This window comes from Thalassiella azotivora, assembly GCF_054781695.1.
Genome location: NZ_BAAGTX010000019.1, coordinates 40,609 through 60,160, shown reverse-complemented (window position 1 = coordinate 60,160; position 19,552 = coordinate 40,609). Strand labels below are relative to the sequence as shown.

The 19,552-nt window shown below is 75.3% G+C and carries 16 protein-coding genes; 10 read left to right on the top strand and 6 right to left on the bottom strand.

Annotated elements, in window-relative coordinates; all coding sequences use genetic code 11:
* The first annotated feature begins 228 nt into the window (after positions 1–228).
* On the top strand, positions 229–1,707 hold the full coding sequence (locus tag ACYVQV_RS13865) for a right-handed parallel beta-helix repeat-containing protein (protein ID WP_461023892.1): 1,479 nt from the start codon (positions 229–231) through the stop codon (positions 1,705–1,707).
* A 33-nt stretch (positions 1,708–1,740) separates the two neighbouring features.
* Here the strand turns inward: ACYVQV_RS13865 and ACYVQV_RS13860 are convergent, their stop codons facing one another.
* From ACYVQV_RS13860 to ACYVQV_RS13850, 3 genes are all read right to left on the bottom strand, one after another.
* Complete coding sequence (locus ACYVQV_RS13860; RefSeq protein ID WP_461023891.1) at positions 1,741–2,349, bottom strand: methyltransferase domain-containing protein; 609 nt, start codon at positions 2,347–2,349, stop codon at positions 1,741–1,743.
* A gap of 68 nt (positions 2,350–2,417) precedes the next feature.
* A complete protein-coding gene (locus ACYVQV_RS13855) occupies positions 2,418–4,193 on the bottom strand; it encodes a DUF4012 domain-containing protein (protein WP_461023890.1) in 1,776 nt (591 codons plus the stop codon).
* Positions 4,190–4,486, bottom strand: coding sequence for a hypothetical protein (locus ACYVQV_RS13850; RefSeq protein ID WP_461023889.1), 297 nt, complete (start codon positions 4,484–4,486; stop codon positions 4,190–4,192). Before ACYVQV_RS13850 ends, ACYVQV_RS13855 begins: the two co-directional genes overlap by 4 nt.
* A 311-nt stretch (positions 4,487–4,797) precedes the next feature.
* Here ACYVQV_RS13850 and mfd point away from each other — a divergent pair, with 311 nt between their 5' ends.
* A complete protein-coding gene (gene mfd, locus ACYVQV_RS13845) occupies positions 4,798–8,382 on the top strand; it encodes a transcription-repair coupling factor (RefSeq protein WP_461023888.1) in 3,585 nt (1,194 codons plus the stop codon).
* 6 nt (positions 8,383–8,388) lie between these two features.
* On the opposite strand, the gene ACYVQV_RS13840 is transcribed toward mfd, so the two are convergent.
* Positions 8,389–9,702, bottom strand: a complete 1,314-nt coding sequence (locus ACYVQV_RS13840; protein ID WP_461023887.1) for a UDP-glucose dehydrogenase family protein — start codon at positions 9,700–9,702, stop codon at positions 8,389–8,391.
* 147 nt (positions 9,703–9,849) lie between these two features.
* On the opposite strand from ACYVQV_RS13840, the gene mazG reads away from it, so the two are divergent.
* Positions 9,850–10,893 carry a nucleoside triphosphate pyrophosphohydrolase gene (gene mazG / locus ACYVQV_RS13835; RefSeq protein WP_461023886.1) on the top strand — a complete coding sequence of 348 codons (1,044 nt, stop codon included), beginning with the start codon at positions 9,850–9,852 and terminating at the stop codon, positions 10,891–10,893.
* Between the two features lie 25 nt (positions 10,894–10,918).
* On the opposite strand, the gene ACYVQV_RS13830 is transcribed toward mazG, so the two are convergent.
* Entirely contained in the window at positions 10,919–12,298 is a 1,380-nt protein-coding gene (locus tag ACYVQV_RS13830; protein WP_461023939.1) for a pectate lyase family protein, read from the bottom strand.
* A 452-nt stretch (positions 12,299–12,750) separates the two neighbouring features.
* On the opposite strand from ACYVQV_RS13830, the gene eno reads away from it, so the two are divergent.
* The 3 genes from eno to ACYVQV_RS13815 all read left to right on the top strand — a co-directional run bounded on the left by eno (position 12,751) and on the right by ACYVQV_RS13815 (position 15,244).
* Positions 12,751–14,031 carry a phosphopyruvate hydratase gene (gene eno, locus ACYVQV_RS13825; RefSeq protein WP_461023885.1) on the top strand — a complete coding sequence of 427 codons (1,281 nt, stop codon included), beginning with the start codon at positions 12,751–12,753 and terminating at the stop codon, positions 14,029–14,031.
* A gap of 173 nt (positions 14,032–14,204) precedes the next feature.
* Positions 14,205–14,723, top strand: a complete 519-nt coding sequence (locus tag ACYVQV_RS13820; RefSeq protein WP_461023884.1) for an FtsB family cell division protein — start codon at positions 14,205–14,207, stop codon at positions 14,721–14,723.
* Positions 14,720–15,244 carry a DUF501 domain-containing protein gene (locus tag ACYVQV_RS13815; protein ID WP_461023883.1) on the top strand — a complete coding sequence of 175 codons (525 nt, stop codon included), beginning with the start codon at positions 14,720–14,722 and terminating at the stop codon, positions 15,242–15,244. Before ACYVQV_RS13820 ends, ACYVQV_RS13815 begins: the two co-directional genes overlap by 4 nt.
* A 69-nt stretch (positions 15,245–15,313) precedes the next feature.
* Here ACYVQV_RS13815 and ACYVQV_RS13810 read toward each other — a convergent pair whose 3' ends face one another.
* Positions 15,314–16,774 carry a phytoene desaturase family protein gene (locus ACYVQV_RS13810; RefSeq protein WP_461023882.1) on the bottom strand — a complete coding sequence of 487 codons (1,461 nt, stop codon included), beginning with the start codon at positions 16,772–16,774 and terminating at the stop codon, positions 15,314–15,316.
* 171 nt (positions 16,775–16,945) lie between these two features.
* Here ACYVQV_RS13810 and ACYVQV_RS13805 point away from each other — a divergent pair, with 171 nt between their 5' ends.
* The 4 genes from ACYVQV_RS13805 to ACYVQV_RS13790 all read left to right on the top strand — a co-directional run bounded on the left by ACYVQV_RS13805 (position 16,946) and on the right by ACYVQV_RS13790 (position 19,523).
* Complete coding sequence (locus tag ACYVQV_RS13805; RefSeq protein WP_461023881.1) at positions 16,946–17,872, top strand: Ppx/GppA phosphatase family protein; 927 nt, start codon at positions 16,946–16,948, stop codon at positions 17,870–17,872.
* A gap of 160 nt (positions 17,873–18,032) precedes the next feature.
* The gene (locus tag ACYVQV_RS13800; RefSeq protein ID WP_461023880.1) at positions 18,033–18,326 is read left to right on the top strand and encodes a metal-sensitive transcriptional regulator; all 294 of its coding nucleotides are present in this window, start codon (positions 18,033–18,035) and stop codon (positions 18,324–18,326) included.
* Positions 18,327–18,372: 46 nt separating this feature from the next.
* Positions 18,373–18,576 (top strand): heavy-metal-associated domain-containing protein, encoded by a 204-nt coding sequence (locus ACYVQV_RS13795; protein WP_461023879.1) that lies wholly within the window; start codon positions 18,373–18,375, stop codon positions 18,574–18,576.
* Positions 18,573–19,523, top strand: a complete 951-nt coding sequence (locus ACYVQV_RS13790; RefSeq protein WP_461023878.1) for a hypothetical protein — start codon at positions 18,573–18,575, stop codon at positions 19,521–19,523. The genes ACYVQV_RS13795 and ACYVQV_RS13790 overlap by 4 nt, the downstream gene beginning before the upstream one ends.
* Positions 19,524–19,552 lie beyond the last annotated feature (29 nt).

Genomic DNA, 19,552 nt, shown 5'->3' with positions numbered 1-19,552 from the left:
TCCCGCTCGCACGCGACGCGCGCCCGTCCCCGGCTCGGCCGGGGACGGGCGCGCGTGTCGTGCGCCGTACCTCCCGTGGCGGCGGGGGGATGGGGCATAGTGCTACGCGCCCGCCGGGACCGCCTCCCGGAACCGTCACCGATTTGGAGTAGTCCGTCACCCTGCGTCATCATCGTCGACTGTGTCCAGGGGGGATACGTCGAGTGGATTGAGCGAGCAACCGTGAAGATGACCCTTCTGACGGCGCGGACGCGCCGGCTGGTGACCGCCGGCGTCGTCGCCGCCGGAGTGGGCGCCGGCGCCCTCGTGGCGACCGGCCCGGCCCAGGCCGCGGGTCCGGCGGTGACCCTGGCCCCGGGTTCCGACCACACCGTCTCCGTGCCGGCCGACGCGCTGAACCTGCGCTCCGCCGCCTCCTTCTCCGTCCCGGAGCTGCCCTCCGGCGGACCCCTCTACGTCGGGGTCCCCCTGCGCGTCCAGGACGCCAGCGAGCGCTACCACGCCCTCGTCCGCGTGGAGCCGGGTGGCGACGCGCGGCTGGACCTGCGGCAGGTCGTCGACGGGACCGAGCGCACCCTCGCGCACGTGCCGCTGCCCGGCGGGGTGGCTGCCGGGCAGACCCTGCGCGTCGAGGGCCACGTCGCCGGCACCGGCCCCGTCTCCCTGGCCGCCCGCGCCTGGACCGAGGGGTCGCACAAGCCGGGGTGGATGGTGACCTACCGGCACGCCCAGGGCGACCTCATCACCGAGCCGGGCCTGTCCGGCGCGACCGCCTACCTGTCCGGTTCGGCCGCGGACCGGATGAGCCTGACCGTCTCGGCGCTCGAGGTCGTGGCGACGGGCCCCGAGCCCGCGGCCGGCGGCCCCGCCCCCGCCCCCGCCCCGGCCCCTGCGCCCGCCCCGGCACCCGCGCCGGCGCCGGCGCCCGGGACCGTCAAGCCGGGTCCGGACAACACCGGCGTCCCGGCGGGCACGTCGCTGCGGGTGCACCAGGGCGACCTCGTGCTGAGGACGCCCGGTCAGGTCGTCGACGGCCTGGACGTGCGCGGCTTCGTCCGGGTCGAGGCGCCGAACGTCACGGTGCGCCGCTCCATCATCCGCGGTGGGCCGGCGGTGCGCGTCGACGGCGTGGTGACCGTGACGCCGTCGGCGACGAACTTCGTGATCGAGGACAGCGAGGTCTACCCGTCCAAGCCGTCGGTGATGCTCGACGGCATCAAGGGCGCCAACTTCACCGCGCGGCGGGTGCACGTGCACGGCGGCGTGGACAACATCAAGGTGCACGGCGACGACGTCCTGATCGAGAGCTCGTACCTGCACGACCCGCACTACTTCGCCTCCGACCCGCTGCAGGGCGGCGGTCCCACGCACAACGACGGGCTGCAGGTGCTGGGCGGCAGCAACATCCGCGCGGTCGGCAACACGATCGACGTCCCGAGCGACCTCAACGCCGCGGTCCAGGTCACCCAGGACTTCGCGGCCACGTCCCTGCGCCTGGAGGGCAACTGGCTCGACGGCGGTGGCTGCACCGTGAACCTCAACCACAAGAAGCTGTCGGACATGCGCGGGGTGACGGTGCGGGACAACCGCTTCGGGCGTGACACCCAGTACAACGACTGCGGCATCATCACGACCGACCGGGTGCACCCGACGCTGAGCAACAACCGCTACACCGACGGCGCGGCGGTGGTCGTCAAGACCATGTGAGGGCCGCGAGCCGCGAACGCCCCCGGGGACCGGTCAACGGCCCCCGGGGGCGCCCGCGTCGGTCCACAGGGCCGTGAAGGTCGCCGACCACGGCCGGCCGACCACCCGGGTGCCCTCGGGCAGCAGCTGCTTGAACTCGCGCAGGGACAGAAGCCGGGTGAACTCCCCGCGTCCCGCGCGCCACCGCGGCGACCAGTGGGCCAGGACGGCGGAGGTGTGCGACTCCACCGGGAACCACCGGTTGGGGGTGGTGATCACCCAGGACCGGCCGACCCGGACGTGCTCGGCCACGAACCTGCGCTGGTCCGCCTCGTCGCCCACGTGCTCGATCACGGCGTTGGCCAGCAGCAGGTCGGCGGCGTCGTCGGCGAAGGGCAGCCGCCGTCCGTCGGCCAGGACGAACGGCCAGGGGGGCGTGGCGCGGAGGACGTCGCACGACGCGAGCACCTGGGTGCGCTCGGCCACGGCGCGTTCGACGATGCCCTCGTTCTCGTTGGTACCCGGGCTGCAGCCGACGAAGATGGACGTCTCGACGGCGTTCTCGCGCACGAAGTCGGAGATGAGCCGCGCCTTGCGCTGCCGGCTCCGGATGCTGAATCGCAGCACCGCACGTCGCATGACCCGCTGGAGAGTGGTTCGCACCGGCACAGGATGCCGCACCGCGGCCACTGCGGGTGACCGACCGGCCGGATCGACACCGGGTCGCCCCGTCACGTCGGACCGCAGGCGTCGACCTCCGCGTACAGCTCGACGTCGAGCGGGTTCAGCATCGGCTGCGTCAGCACCCGGTCGGGTGGGTCCGTGCGTCCGCTGAGGGACCAGTCGAGCTGGACGGTCCGTCCGGCCGGGACGTCGACCGAGGCGCGCAGCACCGTCCAGCCTCGCTCGGTGCCGGCAGCGAAGCCGGTCGCCACCCCGTCGGCCCGCAGACCCTGGACCCCTCGCGCCGGCGGCAGCAGGAGGCTGACGACGAGCCGGTGGGTGGTCCGGTCCGTGACGGAGCCGGGCGCGAGGTCCTGCAGCGCCGCACCCGTCACCCCCAGCTGGTTGCCCATGTACGTCGGCACGCGCTCCGGCGCACCGTTGGTGAGGTTGACGACCGCGTGCAGGCCGACGTCGCCGCAGCGTCCGGTGACGACGCTGCCGCTGAGCCAGTAGTCGAGCTTGGAGCCGTCCGCGTTCGTCACGAAGACCCCGATCGTGTCCTCGTCCGGCTCGGGCAGCGCGCCGGCGACCCCGGTGCGCTCCAGCAGCGACTGCTCCGGTCCGTGCCTCGACCACACCAGCAGGTGCTCGCGCACGTCCGGCTCGCGCAAGGACGACGCCACCTCCGCCAGCGCCGGCCCGTCGGTGGTCAGGGCGGTGAAGACGGCGGCGGTCACCTCGCCGAGGTAGTCCCGCCGCTCGTCGCTGTCCCCGCCGATGTCGACGTACACGTCGTGCAGGAGGTGGTCGACCGCGCCGACGGCGTCCACGGTGGTGCCGTCGGCGACCGTGACGGCTCCGGTGGCGTCGAGCAGCGTCTCCAGCAGCACCGGGTCGACCGCCAGCACACCGTCGGGCGCAGGGTGCCCCTGCTGCTCCCACGCGCTGGACAGCAGCAGCGCCGCCTGCGGGAAGTCGGGCGTCAGGTTCACGTTCGGCAGCAGCGCGAGGTCGGGACCGTACAGCGCCGCGGCCTCGGGGACCACCGCCGCCGGGGCGGCGGCGAGCGCCTCGAGGTCGTCGTCCGCCCCCGTCCCGACGAGCGTGAGACGCCCGTCCTCGGCCCGCAGGTGCGCCCACGCGCCGAAGATGCCACCGGTCGGGCGGGCCTCGGCCAGGTTCTGGACCGCGACGACGTACGTCCTCGGCCCCTCCGACCCGAGCATGACGGGGACGACGTCGACGGCCGCGGCCGTCGTCCCGAGCGTCGAGGCGGCCTCGTCCAGCGCCTGCTGCACGTCCTCGACCCGCGGGCGCAGGCTGTCCACCAGCCCCTCGGTCCGCACCGCGCCGACGTCGCGGGCGACCACGTCCGCGGCGTCCGCGGCGGCGCGGACCGCGCTCCGCTCCGCCTCGAGGGCACCCACGTCCACCCTGCCGTCCACGACGAGGCGGTCCGGTTGGAGGCGCTCGGTCGCGTCCACCAGCGGCGGCAGCACGTCGCGGGAGAAGCGGTCCAGACCCACCGCCACGTCGCGCACCGCGCGCACGTCGTCGCCGACCCAGGGCAGCACCGCCGCGAGCCGCAGCGGCAGCGAGTGAGCGGCTCCCGCGGCCTGCCTCGTGCCCGCGGCGACGTCCGCGACGGCAGCCCGGGCGCGCTCGACGTCACCGTCGGCCACGGCGGCTCGCGCACGCTCCTGACCCTCGTCGGCTGCCTGGAGGCCGGACGCCACGCGGCGCGCCTCGACCGCCCCCCAGGCGACGACCGCCACCAGGACGAGCAGGACGCCGAGCAGCACCCAGCCCCGGCGCCCTGGCCGGTGACGCTCGAGGGTCACTGCCGGGCGGTGCTGCGCTTCCGTGCCACGACCACGGCCCCGGCCCCGGCGACCACCAGGGCCGCGCCGATGCCACCAGCGACGGCGAGCTCGGAGCCGGTCCGGGCGAGGCTGCTGCCGAGGACCTCGGTGTCAGCCGCCGCCTGCTCCTGCTCCGTGGGGAGCACCTCCACGGCCGTCTCCGTCGGCTCGGGGGTGGTCGGCGGGTAGGTCGGGTTCGCGAACGCCGGCGCGCCGACGCCCACGAGGGCGATCGAGAGCGCCGCGGTCGGCGCGAGCTGTCGGATCTTCACGGTGGGCCCCCAGGGTCTCGGACGCAGCGGCGGTGCTGACGCTGCGTGAACCAGCGTAGGCCCTGCCCGGGGCGGCCGGGGACGATCGCGACAACTCGTGGACGACGACCGGGTGAGACGGCCACGCGCAGGTCCCTCCCGTCGCTCAGCGTCACCGTCCGCCCGCGGGGCGTCCGCTGCCGCGGAACGGCCGGCGACCCGGCGGAGGTGCCCGGTCGGACCGCGGGCGTACCGTTGTCCCGCACCCCCAGCCGCCCGGCTGGGGGCTGTCGTGCTGCCGGTGACGGCGCACGCCGACGACGAGGGAGCACATGAGCCTCACCGGACTGCTCGACGTCCTGCGGCCCGAGCCCGCGCTGCTGCAGGCGGTCGAGGCCGCCCGACAGGGCGGCACCACGCTGCTCGACCTCGCGGCGCCGAGCGGGGCGCGCCCACCGGTCCTGGCGGCTCTCGCCGACGCGCGCCCGCTGCTGGTCGTCACCGCCACCGGTCGCGCCGCGGAGGACCTCGCCGCCGACCTGCGCTGCTACCTGCCGGCGCACTCGGTGGTCGACTTCCCGGCCTGGGAGACCCTCCCGCACGAGCGGCTGAGCCCGCGCTCGGACACGGTCGGGCGCCGGCTCGCGGTCCTGCGGCGCCTGGCCCACCCCAGCCCCGACGACCCCGCCACCGGTCCCGTCCGCGTCGTCGTGGCCCCGGTGCGCGCCGTGCTCCAGCCCGTCGTCAAGGGCCTGGGCGACCTCGAGCCGGTCAGCCTGCGGGCGGGGGACTCCGCCGACCTCGACGAGGTGGTCGACGCGCTCGCCGGTGCCGCCTACACCCGCACCGAGATGGTGGAGCGGCGCGGTGAGTTCGCCGTCCGCGGCGGCATCCTCGACGTCTTCCCCCCCACCGTCGACCACCCGCTGCGGGTGGAGTTCTTCGGTGACGAGGTCGAGGAGGTGCGCGCGTTCGCCGTCGCAGACCAGCGGTCCCTCGACGTCGTCCCGGAGGGGCTGTGGGCGCCACCGTGCCGGGAGGTGCTGCTCACCGAGCAGGTCCGGCGCCGGGCGGAGGCCCTCAAGGAGCGGCTGCCCGGCGCCGTCGAGCTGCTCGACAAGCTCGCCGCGGGGGTCGCCGTCGAGGGCATGGAGTCCCTCGCGCCCGCGCTGGTGGACGGGATGGAGCCCCTGGTCGACCTCGTCCCGGACGGCACCCACGTGGTGCTCGTCGACCCCGAGCGGGTGCGGGCCCGGGCGCACGACCTGCTCGCCACGAGCGAGGAGTTCCTCGCCGCAGCCTGGTCGAACGCCGCCGCCGGCAACGAGACCCCGGTCGACCTGTCCGCGGCGAGCTTCCACACGCTGGCCGAGACGCGCGCGCACGCGCTGCGCCGCGGCGTCCCGTGGTGGCACCTCACCCCGTTCGCCGCCGACACCGACCTCGCGGCCGACTCCGGCGCGGACGACCTCGGTGACGGCCTGCAGCTCAACCTGGCGGCGCGCGAGGTCCGGTCCTACGGCGGCGACGTCGCCGCCGCCGTCCAGCGCCTGCGCGAGCTGTCCTCCGAGAGCTGGCGGCTGGTCGTCACCACCGAGGGCCACGGGCCCGCCAAGCGCCTCGTCGAGCAGCTCGGCGAGGCCGACGTCCCCGCCCGGCTCGTCGAGTCCCTCGACGGCGCACCCGAGCCGGCCGTCGTCCACGTCACCACGGCCGCGGCGCAGGCGGGCTTCGTCAGCGAGGCGCTGCGCCTGGCACTGCTGACCGAGGCCGACATCCTCGGCCGCGCGGGAGCGGCGTCCACGAAGGACATGCGCCGGATGCCGAGCCGCCGGCGCAACCAGGTCGACCCGCTGCAGCTGCGACCCGGTGACTTCGTCGTCCACGAGCAGCACGGCGTCGGCCGGTTCGTGGAGATGATCCAGCGCACCGTCCAGGGCGCCACGCGCGAGTACCTCGTCATCGAGTACGCGCCGTCCAAGCGCGGCCAGCCCGGTGACCGCCTCTTCGTCCCCAGCGACACCCTCGACCAGGTCACCCGGTACGTCGGCGGCGAGTCGCCGACGGTCAACCGGATGGGCGGGGCGGACTGGGCGAAGACGAAGGGCCGCGCCCGCAAGGCCGTCAAGCAGATCGCGGGTGAGCTGATCCGGCTCTACTCCGCGCGGATGGCCACGAAGGGTCACGCGTTCGGCCCCGACACCCCGTGGCAGCGCGAGCTCGAGGACGCCTTCCCGTACGTGGAGACACCCGACCAGCTGGCGTCCATCGACGAGGTCAAGGCCGACATGGAGAAGCCGGTCCCGATGGACCGGCTGATCTGCGGCGACGTCGGGTACGGCAAGACGGAGATCGCCCTGCGGGCCGCCTTCAAGGCCGTGCAGGACGGCAAGCAGGTCGCCGTGCTGGTGCCCACGACGCTGCTCGTGCAGCAGCACCTCGACACGTTCTCGGAGCGCTTCGCCCCGTTCCCGGTCACCGTGAAGGCGCTCTCGCGCTTCCAGACCGACGCCGAGGCGCGTGCGGTCACCGAGGGCGTCACCGACGGCAGCGTGGACGTCGTCATCGGCACCCACCGCCTCATCACCGGCGACGTGCGGTTCAAGGACCTCGGGCTCGTCATCGTCGACGAGGAACAGCGGTTCGGCGTCGAGCACAAGGAGACCCTCAAGGCGCTGCGCACGGACGTGGACGTGCTCGCGATGAGCGCCACGCCCATCCCGCGGACCCTGGAGATGGCCGTCACCGGCATCCGGGAGATGTCGACGCTGGCGACCCCGCCCGAGGAGCGCCACCCCGTCCTGACCTTCGTCGGCGCCTACGACGAGAAGCAGGTGACCGCGGCGGTCCGCCGCGAGCTGCTGCGCGAGGGCCAGGTCTTCTACGTCCACAACAAGGTGGAGACCATCGAGAAGGCCGCCTCCCGGCTGCGGGACCTCGTGCCCGAGGCCCGCATCGCCACCGCCCACGGCAAGATGGGCGAGCACAAGCTCGAGGAGGTCATCCTCGACTTCTGGGAGAAGCGCGTCGACGTGCTGGTGTGCACCACGATCGTGGAGACCGGCCTCGACATCTCCAACGCGAACACCCTCGTGCTGGAGCGCGCCGACCTGCTCGGGCTCTCCCAGCTGCACCAGCTGCGCGGGCGCGTCGGACGGGGTCGCGAGAGGGCCTACGCCTACTTCCTCTACCCGCCGGAGCGGCCGCTCACCGACACCGCGAGCGACCGGCTGCAGACCATCGCCCAGCACACCGACCTCGGGGCCGGTATGCACGTCGCGATGAAGGACCTGGAGATCCGCGGGGCGGGCAACCTCCTCGGGGGCGAACAGTCCGGGCACATCGCCGGGGTCGGGTTCGACCTCTACGTGCGCCTGGTCGGCGAGGCGGTCGCGGACTTCCGGGGCGAGGGCGGAGCCGAGCTCCCCGAGATCAGGATCGAGCTGCCGGTGGACGCCCACCTGCCGCACGACTACGTGCCGCACGAGCGGTTGCGGCTGGAGGCCTACCGCAAGCTCGCCGCCGCCGAGACCGACGCGGCGGTCGAGGAGGTCCGCGCCGAGCTCGTCGACCGGTACGGCGAGCCCGGCGAGCCGGTCGAGAACCTGCTCGCCGTCGCCCGCTTCCGCGTCCTGGCCCGGCAGGCCGGGGTCACCGAGGTCAGCGCCCAGGGCAACCACATCCGGTTCGCCCCGGTCGAGCTGCGCGACTCCCAGCAGCTGCGGATCAAGCGCCTGTACCCGGGCACCCTGGTCAAGCCCGCCGTGCGGTCGGTGCTCGTACCCCGCCCCACCACGGCTCGGATCGGCGGCAAGCCGCTGCGCGACCAGGCCGTGCTGGACTGGGCGGGGGAGCTGCTGCGCGCCGTGCTGCTCGACGACGTCGCCGCGGGCGCGGCGTCCGCCGCCCGCGGCTGACCGACCTCAGGCGCCCGGGCGCCCCAGGGCGCGGTACGTCCACCCCGCGGCGCGCCACCGGCCGGCGTCCAGGGCGTTGCGGCCGTCGAGCACGCGGCGCTCGCGGACGACGCCCCCGAGCGCCTCGGGGTCGAGCCGCGTGTACTGCGCCCACTCGGTCAGCAGCAGGACGACGTCCGCCCCGTCGCAGGCCTCCTCGGCGGTGGCCGCGTACGTCAGGTCCGGCCACGTCCGGCGGGCGTTGTCCAGCGCCTGCGGGTCGGTGACGACCACGTCACCGCCCTGGAGCCGGATCTGCGCGGCCACGTTGAGGGCCGGGGAGTCACGGATGTCGTCGCTGTTCGGCTTGAAGGCGGCCCCCAGCACCGCCACCTTGCGGCCGACGAAGGACCCGCCGCACTCCTCGCGGGTCAGGTCGACCATCCGCGAGCGACGGCGCAGGTTGATCTGGTCGACCTCCCGCAGGAAGCTCAGCGCCTGGTCGGCGCCCAGCTCGCCGGCGCGGGCCATGAAGGCCCGGATGTCCTTGGGCAGGCACCCCCCGCCGAAGCCGAGCCCGGCGCCGAGGAAGCGGCGGCCGATCCGCTCGTCGTAGCCGATCGCCTCGGCGAGCTGGACGACGTCCCCGCCGGCGCTCTCGCACACCTCGGCCATGGCGTTGATGAACGAGATCTTCGTCGCCAGGAAGGCGTTGGCGGCGACCTTCACCAGCTCCGCGGTCTGGAAGTCCGTGACGACCAGCGGCGTGCCGTCGGCCAGCGGCCCGGCGTAGACGTCTCGCAGCGCCTGCTCGCTGTCGGCGTCACCGTCGGCGACACCGAAGACCAGCCGGTCGGGCCGCAGGGTGTCCTCCACGGCGTAGCCCTCGCGCAGGAACTCGGGGTTCCAGGCCAGGCGCAGGTGCGGGGCCGAACGCGCCAGCGCCTCGGCCGTCCGCGCCGCGGTCCCCACCGGGACGGTGGACTTGCCCACCACGACGCAGGGCGCGTCGAGCATCGCGGCCAGCATGGCGAACGCCGCGTCGACGTAGGTGACGTCCGCGGCGAGCTCGCCCTTGCGCTGAGGGGTGCCGACGCACACGAAGACGACGTCGCTCCCGCGCAGGGCCCCCGGGTCGTCGGTGAACGTCAGCCGGCCGGTGGCGCCGACGCGCTCGAGCAGCTCGTCCAGCCCCGGCTCGTAGAAGGGCGCCTTGGCCCCGGCGAGGGCCTGCACCTTGGCCCCGTCGACGTCGTAGCCGACGACCTCGTGCCCGAGGTCGGCCATGCACGCCGCGTGCACCGCCCCCAGGTACCCGCACCCGACCACTCCGACGCGCATCCGCTCAGTCCCTCGCTCGTCCCGGACGCCCCTCGGCGGGCGTGCCGTGCCCGGTCAGGGTAGGCGGTCGGGCCGGGCGCGGGACGGCCGTCCGGCACAGCAGTGACCGCCGGGTGACCCTTCGCACACGCCCGGTAGCGTGCATACGTGTCCGACGTCCCCGCCGACGAACCGCTCGACGAACCGCTCGACGGGCCGCTCCACGAACCGGGCCGCCTGGTGCTGCTGGTCACGCCGGTCGCGACGCCGCCGGGCGCGCTCAGCTGGCCCGCGTGGCAGGCGCTGCGCGAGGCGACGCTCGTCGCCGCGGCGGACATGGACCCGCGGTGGGAGCAGGCCCTCGCCGACGCGGGCGTCCCGCTGCAGGCCGTCACGCGCGGGGCGGCGGGCGACCTCGCCCGGCGGCTGCTCGCCACGGTGGTGGGCGGCGAGTCCGTGGTCTGGCTGGTGTCGCCGGACGGGGACCGCGGGCTGGCGGAGGCGCTGACCGCCGCGCTGGCCCGCGGCGCCGCTCCCGGTGCGCAGGTCGAGGTGCTCGTCGGCGGCTGGGACCCGCCCGGGGCGCGGCTGCTCGAGCTCGTCGAGGTGATGGACCGCCTGCGCTCCCCGGGAGGCTGCCCCTGGGACGCCGCGCAGACCCACGCCTCGCTCGTGCCGTACGCGCTGGAGGAGGCGTTCGAGCTCGCCGAGGCGGTCGAGGCCGGTGACCGGACCCACCTGCGCGAGGAGCTCGGGGACCTGCTCCTGCAGGTCGTCTTCCACGCCCGCGTCGCCGCGGAGCACGTCGACGAGCCGTTCGACGTCGACGACGTCGCCGAGGGCATCGTCACCAAGCTCCGCCGCCGTCACCCGCACGTGTTCGCCGACGGGGCGGCGTCCACGCCTGAGGAGGTGGAGGCCTCCTGGCACGAGATCAAGGCGGCCGAGAAGCAGCGCGAGTCGGTGCTGGACGGCGTCCCCCTCGCGCTGCCGGCGCTCGCGCGGGCGGACAAGGTCCTCGGGCGGGTGGAGCGCGTGGGCGCCCCCGTGCCCGAGCCGGAGCAGGGTCCGGCCGACGCGGCGGCGGTCGGCGACAGGCTGCTCGCCCTCGTGGTGGCGGCGCGTCGTGGCGGGGTCGACGCCGAGGCGGCGCTGCGCCGGGCGGTCCGCGACCTGGAGCGCCGGGCCCGGGAGCACGAACGACGTCCGTAGCCGCGCGTGCTCCCGGGCCCCCGCGTCAGAGTCGGCCGGCCCCGGCGCCGGCGGTGACGAGCGACTTCACCGACGTGGCGGGGTCGAGCGGGTACCGGTAGGGGACGGGGGCCACCTGACCGCCCTGCTCGCCGTCGCCCGAGCCGACGAAGTGGTTGTCCCGGGCGACCAGCGAGCCGTCCGGGGACGAGCCCTCGCCGAGGTGGAACGGGTCGCGGGTGTCCTCGAAGTAGTTGCCCTCGACGAGGACGCCGGCCTCGGTGGTGGAGGCGACGCCGTAGCCGCCGGACGCGCCGACGCCGTCGTAGTAGTTGTTGTAGACGTGCACCGGGTTGCCGAAGCGCACCCGGGGGTTGCGCTGGTTCACGCCGTCGAACCAGTTGTGGTGGTAGGTCACCCGCAGCCGGCCGCGGTCCTGGCTCCCGTTGCCGTCGCTGTGCCCGACGAGGGAGTTCTTGTCGTGGTCGGAGAACCGGTTCCAGGAGATGGTGACGAGGTCCGAGCCGCGCTTCGTGTCGACGCTGCCGTCGTAGCCGTGGCTGAACGAGTTGTGGTCGACCCAGACGTTCGTGGAGCCCTCGATGTTGACGGCGTCGTCGTCCCAGCCGCTGAAGGCGATGTTGCGGATGACGACGTTGCGCGCCTCGTACACGCTCAGGCCGCACCCGGTGACGGCCGCGGCGCGGCCGTCACCCAGCACGGTCGTGTTGGACCCGACGCGCAGCATGCCGGAGCAGCGGATGGTGCCGGACACCCGGACGACCTTGGGCGCGTCACCGGCCACGGCCGCGGCCAGGGCGTCCGCGCTGGTCACGGTCGTCGGTGCGGCTGAGCCGCCACCCGTCGTCCCGCCGCCCTGGGAGGCCCAGCCCTGGGGGCCGTCGCCCGGCACGGGGGGTGCCGGGGGCGCGGGCGGCGCGGGAGGTGGTGCCGGAGCGGGGGGAGCCGGCGTAGGAGCGGGGGCCGAGGGCTCGGGGGCAGGTGCCGGCGCCCCGGAGCCCACCGGCACGAGCTCCCACTGCTGGTTGTACTGGTGCCGGTCCTGCTCCTGCGTCACCGGGGCCCCCGCGTCGCGGGAGCGGCCCTGCACCCCGACGGCCTGGCCGGAGTGCGCCGCCAGCAGGCGCACGAACCCGCCGCTGGAGGTCGCCAGGCGGAACCGCTGGTTGGCGCCGTCCAGGTCCCGGTACTGCCGCAGCTGCGTGCCCTCGTCGCGGTTCCACCGCCAGACGTCGAGGACCCGGCCGGAGTGCCGGGCCACCAGCTGGTAGCCGTCGCCGGACGGCTCCAGCCGGAACTGCTGGTTGGGCCGGTCGTTGCGCGGCCACTGGATGACCGGGGCGCCGTCGGCGGTGGACCCGCCGCGGACGTCCGCGACCAGGCCGCTCTGCCGGTTCTCCAGCACGTACCAGGTGGCGGTGTCGACGCCGGCCGCGTCCGCCGGTGCGGCGACGAGCGCGGTCGCGGCCACCAGCGCCGCGGCGCCGGCGGCGGTCACGGCGGCGCTGGCGCGCCTGCCGCCGGCCGCCCGGCGCCTGGTGGGTGTGGTCGTCCGGTGCACGGGTCCTCCGTCGTGGGGCTGGGAGTCGGGCCGCGAAGGCTAGCGACGGTAGGAAGGAGCCGCTCCCGGCCGGCTCTGTGAGCGGGCTCACATCACGGAGGGTCCGCGGGTGGCCACGGCCCCCTGGGGCGGACGGCGACACGCTTCGGCGGTGCCCTCCCTCACCCTCCGTCGCGCCGGCTTCGCCACGCCCGACCGGGTCGGCCGGGTCGGGGGCGCGGCGCACTAGGCTGGCCGCGCGCGGCGGACCGCACGCCGCGAGCCCCCGTCCCAGCCGTCCACTCCAAGGAGCACCCGTGGCCACCATCGAGGCCGTCGGAGCCCGCGAGATCCTCGACTCGCGCGGCAACCCCACCGTCGAGGTCGAGGTCCTCCTCGACGACTCCACCCTGGCCCGCGCCGCGGTGCCCTCGGGTGCGTCCACCGGCGCGTTCGAGGCCGTGGAGAAGCGTGACGGCGACGACGGGCGCTACCTCGGCAAGGGCGTCCAGCAGGCGGTCGACGCCGTGCTCGACCAGATCGGCCCCGAGCTGGTCGGCTTCGACGCGCACGAGCAGCGGCTCGTCGACGCGACGATGCTCGACCTCGACGGGTCGGACAACAAGGCCAACCTCGGTGCCAACGCCGTCCTCGGGGTGTCGCTGGCCGTCGCCAAGGCGGCCGCGGAGTCCGCCGACCTGCCGCTCTTCCGCTACCTGGGTGGCCCGAACGCGCACACGCTGCCCGTGCCGATGATGAACATCATCAACGGCGGCGCGCACGCAGACAGCGACGTCGACGTCCAGGAGTTCATGATCGCCCCGGTCGGCGCCGAGTCCTTCCGCGAGGCGCTGCGCTGGGGCGCCGAGGTCTACCACGCACTCAAGTCCGTGCTGAAGGGCAAGGGCCTGTCCACCGGCCTCGGTGACGAGGGCGGCTTCGCGCCCAACCTGCCGAGCAACCGCGACGCCCTCGACCTCATCGCCACCGCGGTGGACAAGGCGGGCTTCCGCCTGGGTGAGGACATCGCCCTGGCGCTCGACGTGGCCGCCACCGAGTTCTGCCAGGACGGCGCCTACGCGTTCGAGAAGCAGTCCCGCACGGCCGAGCAGATGGCCGACTACTACGCCGAGCTCGTGGCGGCCTACCCCCTGGTGAGCATCGAGGACCCGCTGGACGAGGACGACTGGGAGGGCTGGACTGCGCTCACGGAGGCCCTCGGCTCGAAGGTCCAGCTCGTGGGCGACGACCTGTTCGTGACGAACCCGGAGCGGCTGCGCCGCGGCATCGACGGCGGCGCGGCGAACGCCCTGCTGGTCAAGGTCAACCAGATCGGGACGCTCACCGAGACGCTCGACGCGGTCGCGCTGGCCCACCGCAGCGGCTACCGCTGCATGATGAGCCACCGGTCCGGGGAGACCGAGGACACGACGATCGCCGACCTCGCCGTCGCGACCGACTGCGGTCAGATCAAGACCGGCGCCCCCGCGCGTTCCGAGCGGGTGGCCAAGTACAACCAGCTGCTGCGGATCGAGGAGGAGCTCGACGACGCCGCCCGCTACGCGGGCTGGTCGGCGTTCCCGCGGTACGCGCGCTGAGCGGTCGACGGGCTGACGGGTCGACGGGCTGACGGGGTAGAGGGCGAGGAGGGGGACCGGTGGCAGGACGGCGACCGACGGCACCGCGCGGCGGCGAGCCGGGCCGTCGGTCCCCCGCGCCCGGGGTCCGGGGCACCGCCGCCGCGGGACGCCCCGCGCGCCCGAGCGGACGGGTGTCCTCCGGCCCGACCTCGCGGCGGCCGGCCAGCGCCGCTCGCGCCCGCAGCCAGCCGGCGCCGCCGCTGACCGTGCCGCGTGGCCTGTCGCGCAGGGCTGCGGTGCTGGCGGCGCTGCTGCTCGTCGTGGGTCTCGCCGTGGCGCCCTTCCTGCGTGACGCGGTGAACCAGGACGCGGAGATCGCGGCCCTCGAGCGCGAGGTCGCCCAGCGCAGGGACCGGGTGGCCGAGCTGGAGGGCCAGCTCGCCCGCTGGGACGACCCGGCGTTCGTCCGCGCCCAGGCCCGGGAGCGGCTGACGTACGTCATGCCCGGTGAGGTGGGCTACGTCGTCCTCGACGGGCCGCAGGACCCGGACGTGGTGGCCGAGGGGGCGGCGGGTGCGGGGGAGGCGTCGGCGGAGCGCCCGTGGTTCGGCGTCCTCTGGGAGTCGGTGCAGGAGGCGGACCGGGCCACCGGCGTGGGCGGCGAGCCCGCGGACCCGGCGCCGGCCCCCGTGCCGGCGCCCGAGCCGTGACCGGCCCCGACCCCGAGGACCTGGCGGCCGTCGGGCGCCAGCTCGGCCGACAGCCGCGCGGGGTCGTCGGGGTGGCGCACCGGTGCCCGTGCGGGCAGCCGGACGTCGTGGAGACCGTGCCCCGCCTGGACGACGGGACGCCGTTCCCGACCACGTTCTACCTCACCTGCCCCCGGGCGACCGGCGCCGTGAGCACGCTGGAGTCGCAGGGCCTGATGCGCCGGATGTCCGAGCGCCTGGCCGAGGACCCCGACCTCGCCGACCGGTACCGGCAGGCGCACGAGGACTACCTACGACGCCGGGCGGCCCTGGGCGACGTCCCGGAGATCGACGGGGTCTCGGCGGGCGGTATGCCGGACCGCGTCAAGTGCCTGCACGTGCTCGTCGCGCACTCGCTCGCGGCCGGACCGGGCGTGAACCCTCTCGGTGACGAGACGCTCGCCGAGCTGCGTGCGCAGGGGCTGGGTGACTGGGGCGCGGCGGGTCCGTGCGCGCCAGAGGGCGGGACGACGTCCGGCTGAGCGGCTGGCCCGGGTGAGCGGCGCGTCCGGCTGAGCGGCTGGCCCGACTGGGCTGCGCCGGCCGCGCGGTCAGCCGGCGACCAGCTCGAGCGGGTCGCGGTCGATGCCGAAGCGCTGGCGCAGGGCGCGCCGGGCGGCGTGCACCCCGCACATGCCGTGCACGGCGGGCCCGGGCGGCGTCGACGAGGAGCACAGGTACAGCCCGGGCACCGGCGTGGCGTACGGGTCCCACGTGGGCAGCGGGCGCATCGCCACCTGCCACGGCGTCATCGCCCCCGCCGCGATGTCGCCGTGCACGTAGTTGGGGTTGTGCCGCTCGGTCTCGGCGGCCGTCGTCACGGTGCGGTGCAGCACCAGGTCGCGGAAGCCCGGCGCGAAGCGCTCGACCTGGTCCGTGACCTCCTCGCCGATGTCGCGGGTCGACCCGGGGGGCACGTGCCCGTAGGCCCAGAGGGTGTGGTGGCCCTCGGGCGCCCGCGACGGGTCGACGACGCCGGGCTGGCTGGCGATGACGAACGGCCGGTCCGAGTGCCGTCCGGCGGCGACCTGGGCCTCGGCGGCCACCATCTCCTCGCGGGTGCCGCCGAGGTGGAGGGTGCCGGCGAGGTCGACCCCGGGTGCCTCCCACGGCACCGGGCCGCTGAGCGCGTAGTCCACCTTGCACGTCGCGCCGCCGTAGCGGAACGTCCCGAGCCAGCGCGTGTACCAGGCCGGCAGGTGCTCACCGGCGATCCGCACCAGCCCGGGCGGGGCGACGTCGCACAGCACGGCGCGGGCGCGGGGCAGCTCCTCCAGGGTGGTCACCTCGGAGTGCGTGACCACCCGGCCGCCCCGTCGCACCAGCTCGGCGGCCATGGCGTCGACGATGCTCTGGCTGCCGCCGCGGGGGATGGGCCAGCCGAGCGCGTGCCCGGCCGCCCCCAGCATCAGCGCCGCGCCGGCCGGCCCCAGCCCCCGCGGCGGGGCGATGGCGTGGGTGCCCACGCCGGTCAGCAGCGCGGGGGCGACGTCCCCGGCGAACCGGGCGTTCCACGCGGGGCTGCCTTGCTCCAGCACCCCCAACCCGAACCGGACGAAGGTCGGCAGGTCCCGCGGGACGGACCGGTAGTCGCCGAGGACCGCGTCGACGAGGCCCCGCCAGTGCTCGGCCAGGGGCCCGAGCAGCGAGCGCCACGCGGGGCCGTCGCGGCCCAGGCCCTCGGCCGTCCGCTCGACGTCGCGGTAGGCCAGGCCGGCCCGGCCGCCGTCCAGCGGCTGGGCGTACTGCACCTCCGGCACGAGCATCTCGACCCCGTGCGCGGCGAGGTCGAACGCGCGGAAGAACGGCGACGCCAGGCCCATCGGGTGCACGGCGGAGCAGACGTCGTGGCGGTAGCCCGGCAGGGTGCACTCCGCCGTCCGCGCACCACCGCCGATGGTCGAGGCGCGTTCGTGCACCTCGACCTCCAAGCCCGCCCCGGCGAGCACGAGGGCGGCCGCGAGCCCGTTCGGCCCGGCGCCGACGACGACGGCGTCCACGGAGTCACTCACCGTCGCGACTCTGCCACGCGCGCCCCTGCCCCGCAGGTCCACCCCCTGTGCTCACGGCCACCCGGATCACTCACCGGTTGCTCGGTGCCCGGCCGTCGTGGCGAGCAACCGGTGAGTGAACTGAGCCGTGGTGAGCAAAGGGGAGGGGGGCGGGTCTGGGAGGGTGACGGCATGACGCGCGTGGCAGCGATCGACTGCGGCACCAACTCCATCCGGCTCCTCGTGGCGGACGTCGACGGGTCCGCGCTGACGGACCTCGACCGGCGGATGGAGGTCGTCCGGCTCGGGCAGGGCGTGGACCGCACGGGCCGGATCGCCCCCGAGGCGATGGCCCGGACGCTGGACGCCGCGCGGCGGTATGCGGCGGTCTGCGCGGACCTCGGCGTGGAGCGCACGCGGTTCGTCGCCACGTCGGCGAGCCGGGACGCCGAGAACGCGGCCGAGTTCGTCGCCGGCGTCCGCGACGCCCTCGGGGTGGAGCCGGAGGTGGTCTCCGGTGACGAGGAGGCGCAGCTGTCGTTCGTCGGGGCGACCGGTGAGCTGCACGGGCGGCACGCGGCCCCGTACCTCGTCGTCGACCTCGGCGGTGGGTCCACCGAGCTGGTGCTGGGCGAGGACGCCGTGCTGGCGGCCCGGTCCGTGGACGTCGGCTGCGTGCGGATGACCGAGCGCCACCTGCACGGCGACCCGCCGACCGCCGCCGAGGTGGCCGCTGCCGAGCGCGACGTCGCGGCGGCCCTCGACCTCGCCGCCGGCTCCGTCCCGTTGGAGCGGACCGCGACCCTGGTCGGTCTGGCCGGCTCGGTGACCACGGTGACCGCGCACGCCCTCGGCCTGGACGCCTACCGGCCGGAGCGCATCCACGGTGCCGTGCTTCCGGTGGGGGACGTCGTCGCGGCCTGCTCGGACCTGCTGGCCATGACGAGGCAGGAGCGCGCCGCGCTGCCGTTCATGCACCCCGGCCGGGTCGACGTCATCGGCGCCGGGGCGCTGGTCTGGCGCTCGGTCGTCGCCCGCGTCGCGGACCGGTCGGGGGTGTCCGAGGTCGTGACCAGCGAGCACGACATCCTCGACGGGATCGCCCTCAGCGTCGCCTGACCCGCCCCCGACGCCCGCCCCGCCCCGCCCGACGCCCGATCCGCACCACCAGCCCGGGTCGGACGGACACGCCGTCGCCGCGCGCGTCCGGACGGCGCGTCCGTCCGACTCGGTGCGCCACGGGTTGTCGGGCATACGGTAGGGGGGTATGGTGTTGCGCATGGAGCACGAGGGGCACGGCTACATCAGCGCCAAGGACGACTACCTCAAGCGCCTGCGCCGGATCGAGGGGCAGGCCCGCGGCCTGCAGCGCATGGTCGAGGAGGAGAAGTACTGCATCGACATCCTCACCCAGGTCTCCGCGATGACGAAGGCCCTGCAGTCGGTCGCCCTCGGGCTGCTGGAGGACCACCTCGCCCACTGCGTCGTCGACGCGGCGGCGAAGGGCGGGCCCGAGGCCGACGCCAAGGTCAAGGAGGCCTCCGAGGCCATCGCCCGGCTCGTCCGCTCCTGACCGTCCGCTCCTGACCCGTACCCGACCACCCACCGGAGGAGAACCCATGAGCACCGCCACCTACACCGTCACCGGCATGACCTGCGGCCACTGCGTCAGCTCGGTCACCGAGGAGATCTCCGAGCTGGACGGCGTCCAGTCCGTCGACGTCGACCTCGCCACCGGTGCCGTCACCGTCACGAGCGAGTCCCCCCTCGACGAGTCCGCCGTCCGCGGCGCCGTCGAGGAGGCCGGCTACACCCTCCAGTGAGCACCCCCGTCCGGCTCGTGGCGTACGTGGCGGCGCTCGCCGTCGCGTTCGCCGCGGCCCTCGGGCTCGGCGCCGCCCTCGACCCGCTGGCCGCCGAACCGCCCGCGCACGCCGACGCCGCGGACGGCGGTCACGCCACCGGTCCCGAACCGGGCGCGGACGCCGCGGCGACGGAGCCGCCGGGCGGCCTGCTCGTGGCCCAGGACGGCTACCGCCTCGACCTGGTCGCCGACGTGGTGCCCGCCGCCGCGTCCGCCGACCTCGCGTTCCGCGTCCTGGGGCCCGACGGCGAACCGGTGACCGCCTACACCGAGGCCCACGAGAAGGACCTGCACCTCGTGCTGGTCCGCCGGGACCTGTCCGGCTACCAGCACGTCCACCCCGTGATGTCCGCCGACGGCACCTGGACGGTCCCCGTCGACCTGTCCGTCCCCGGCGCCTACCGCGTGCTCGCGGACTTCGTGCCGGCCGGCCGGGACGACGGCCTCGTCCTGGGCGCCGACCTCGTCGTCCCGGGCGCGCTCGCACCCGAGCCGCTGCCGGCGGCCGCGGCCACCACCGAGGTGGACGGGTACACCGTGCACGTCGACGGCGGGCTCCGAGCGGGCCGGGAGTCGACGCTGTCGTTCACCGTCAGCCGCGACGGCGAGCCCGTCACCGACCTCGAGCCGTACCTCGGCTCGCTCGGGCACCTCGTCGCGCTGCGGCAGGGTGACGTCGCCTACCTGCACGTCCACCCCGACGACCACGGCGACGAGCCGGCCGACGACCACGCGGACGACCACGCGGACGACGCGACCGACGACCACGCGGACGACGCGCAGGTCGCCTTCCGCGCCACCGCCCCCTCGCCGGGGACCTACCGGCTGTACCTGGACTTCCAGCACGACGGCGTCGTCCGCACCGCCGAGCTGACCGTGGAGCTGACCGAAGAGGTGACCTCGTGAGCACGCGCACCACGCCCGACCCGGCCGTC

Coding starts and splice junctions, on each gene's coding strand:
- ACYVQV_RS13865 (WP_461023892.1), top strand. CDS start 229: ATGACCCTTCTGACGGCGCGGACGCGCCGGCTGGTGACCGCCGGCGTC.
- mfd (WP_461023888.1), top strand. CDS start 4,798: ATGAGCCTCACCGGACTGCTCGACGTCCTGCGGCCCGAGCCCGCGCTG.
- ACYVQV_RS13840 (WP_461023887.1), bottom strand. CDS start 9,702: ATGCGCGTCGGAGTGGTCGGGTGCGGGTACCTGGGGGCGGTGCACGCG.
- ACYVQV_RS13805 (WP_461023881.1), top strand. CDS start 16,946: ATGACGCGCGTGGCAGCGATCGACTGCGGCACCAACTCCATCCGGCTC.
- ACYVQV_RS13800 (WP_461023880.1), top strand. CDS start 18,033: ATGGAGCACGAGGGGCACGGCTACATCAGCGCCAAGGACGACTACCTC.
- ACYVQV_RS13795 (WP_461023879.1), top strand. CDS start 18,373: ATGAGCACCGCCACCTACACCGTCACCGGCATGACCTGCGGCCACTGC.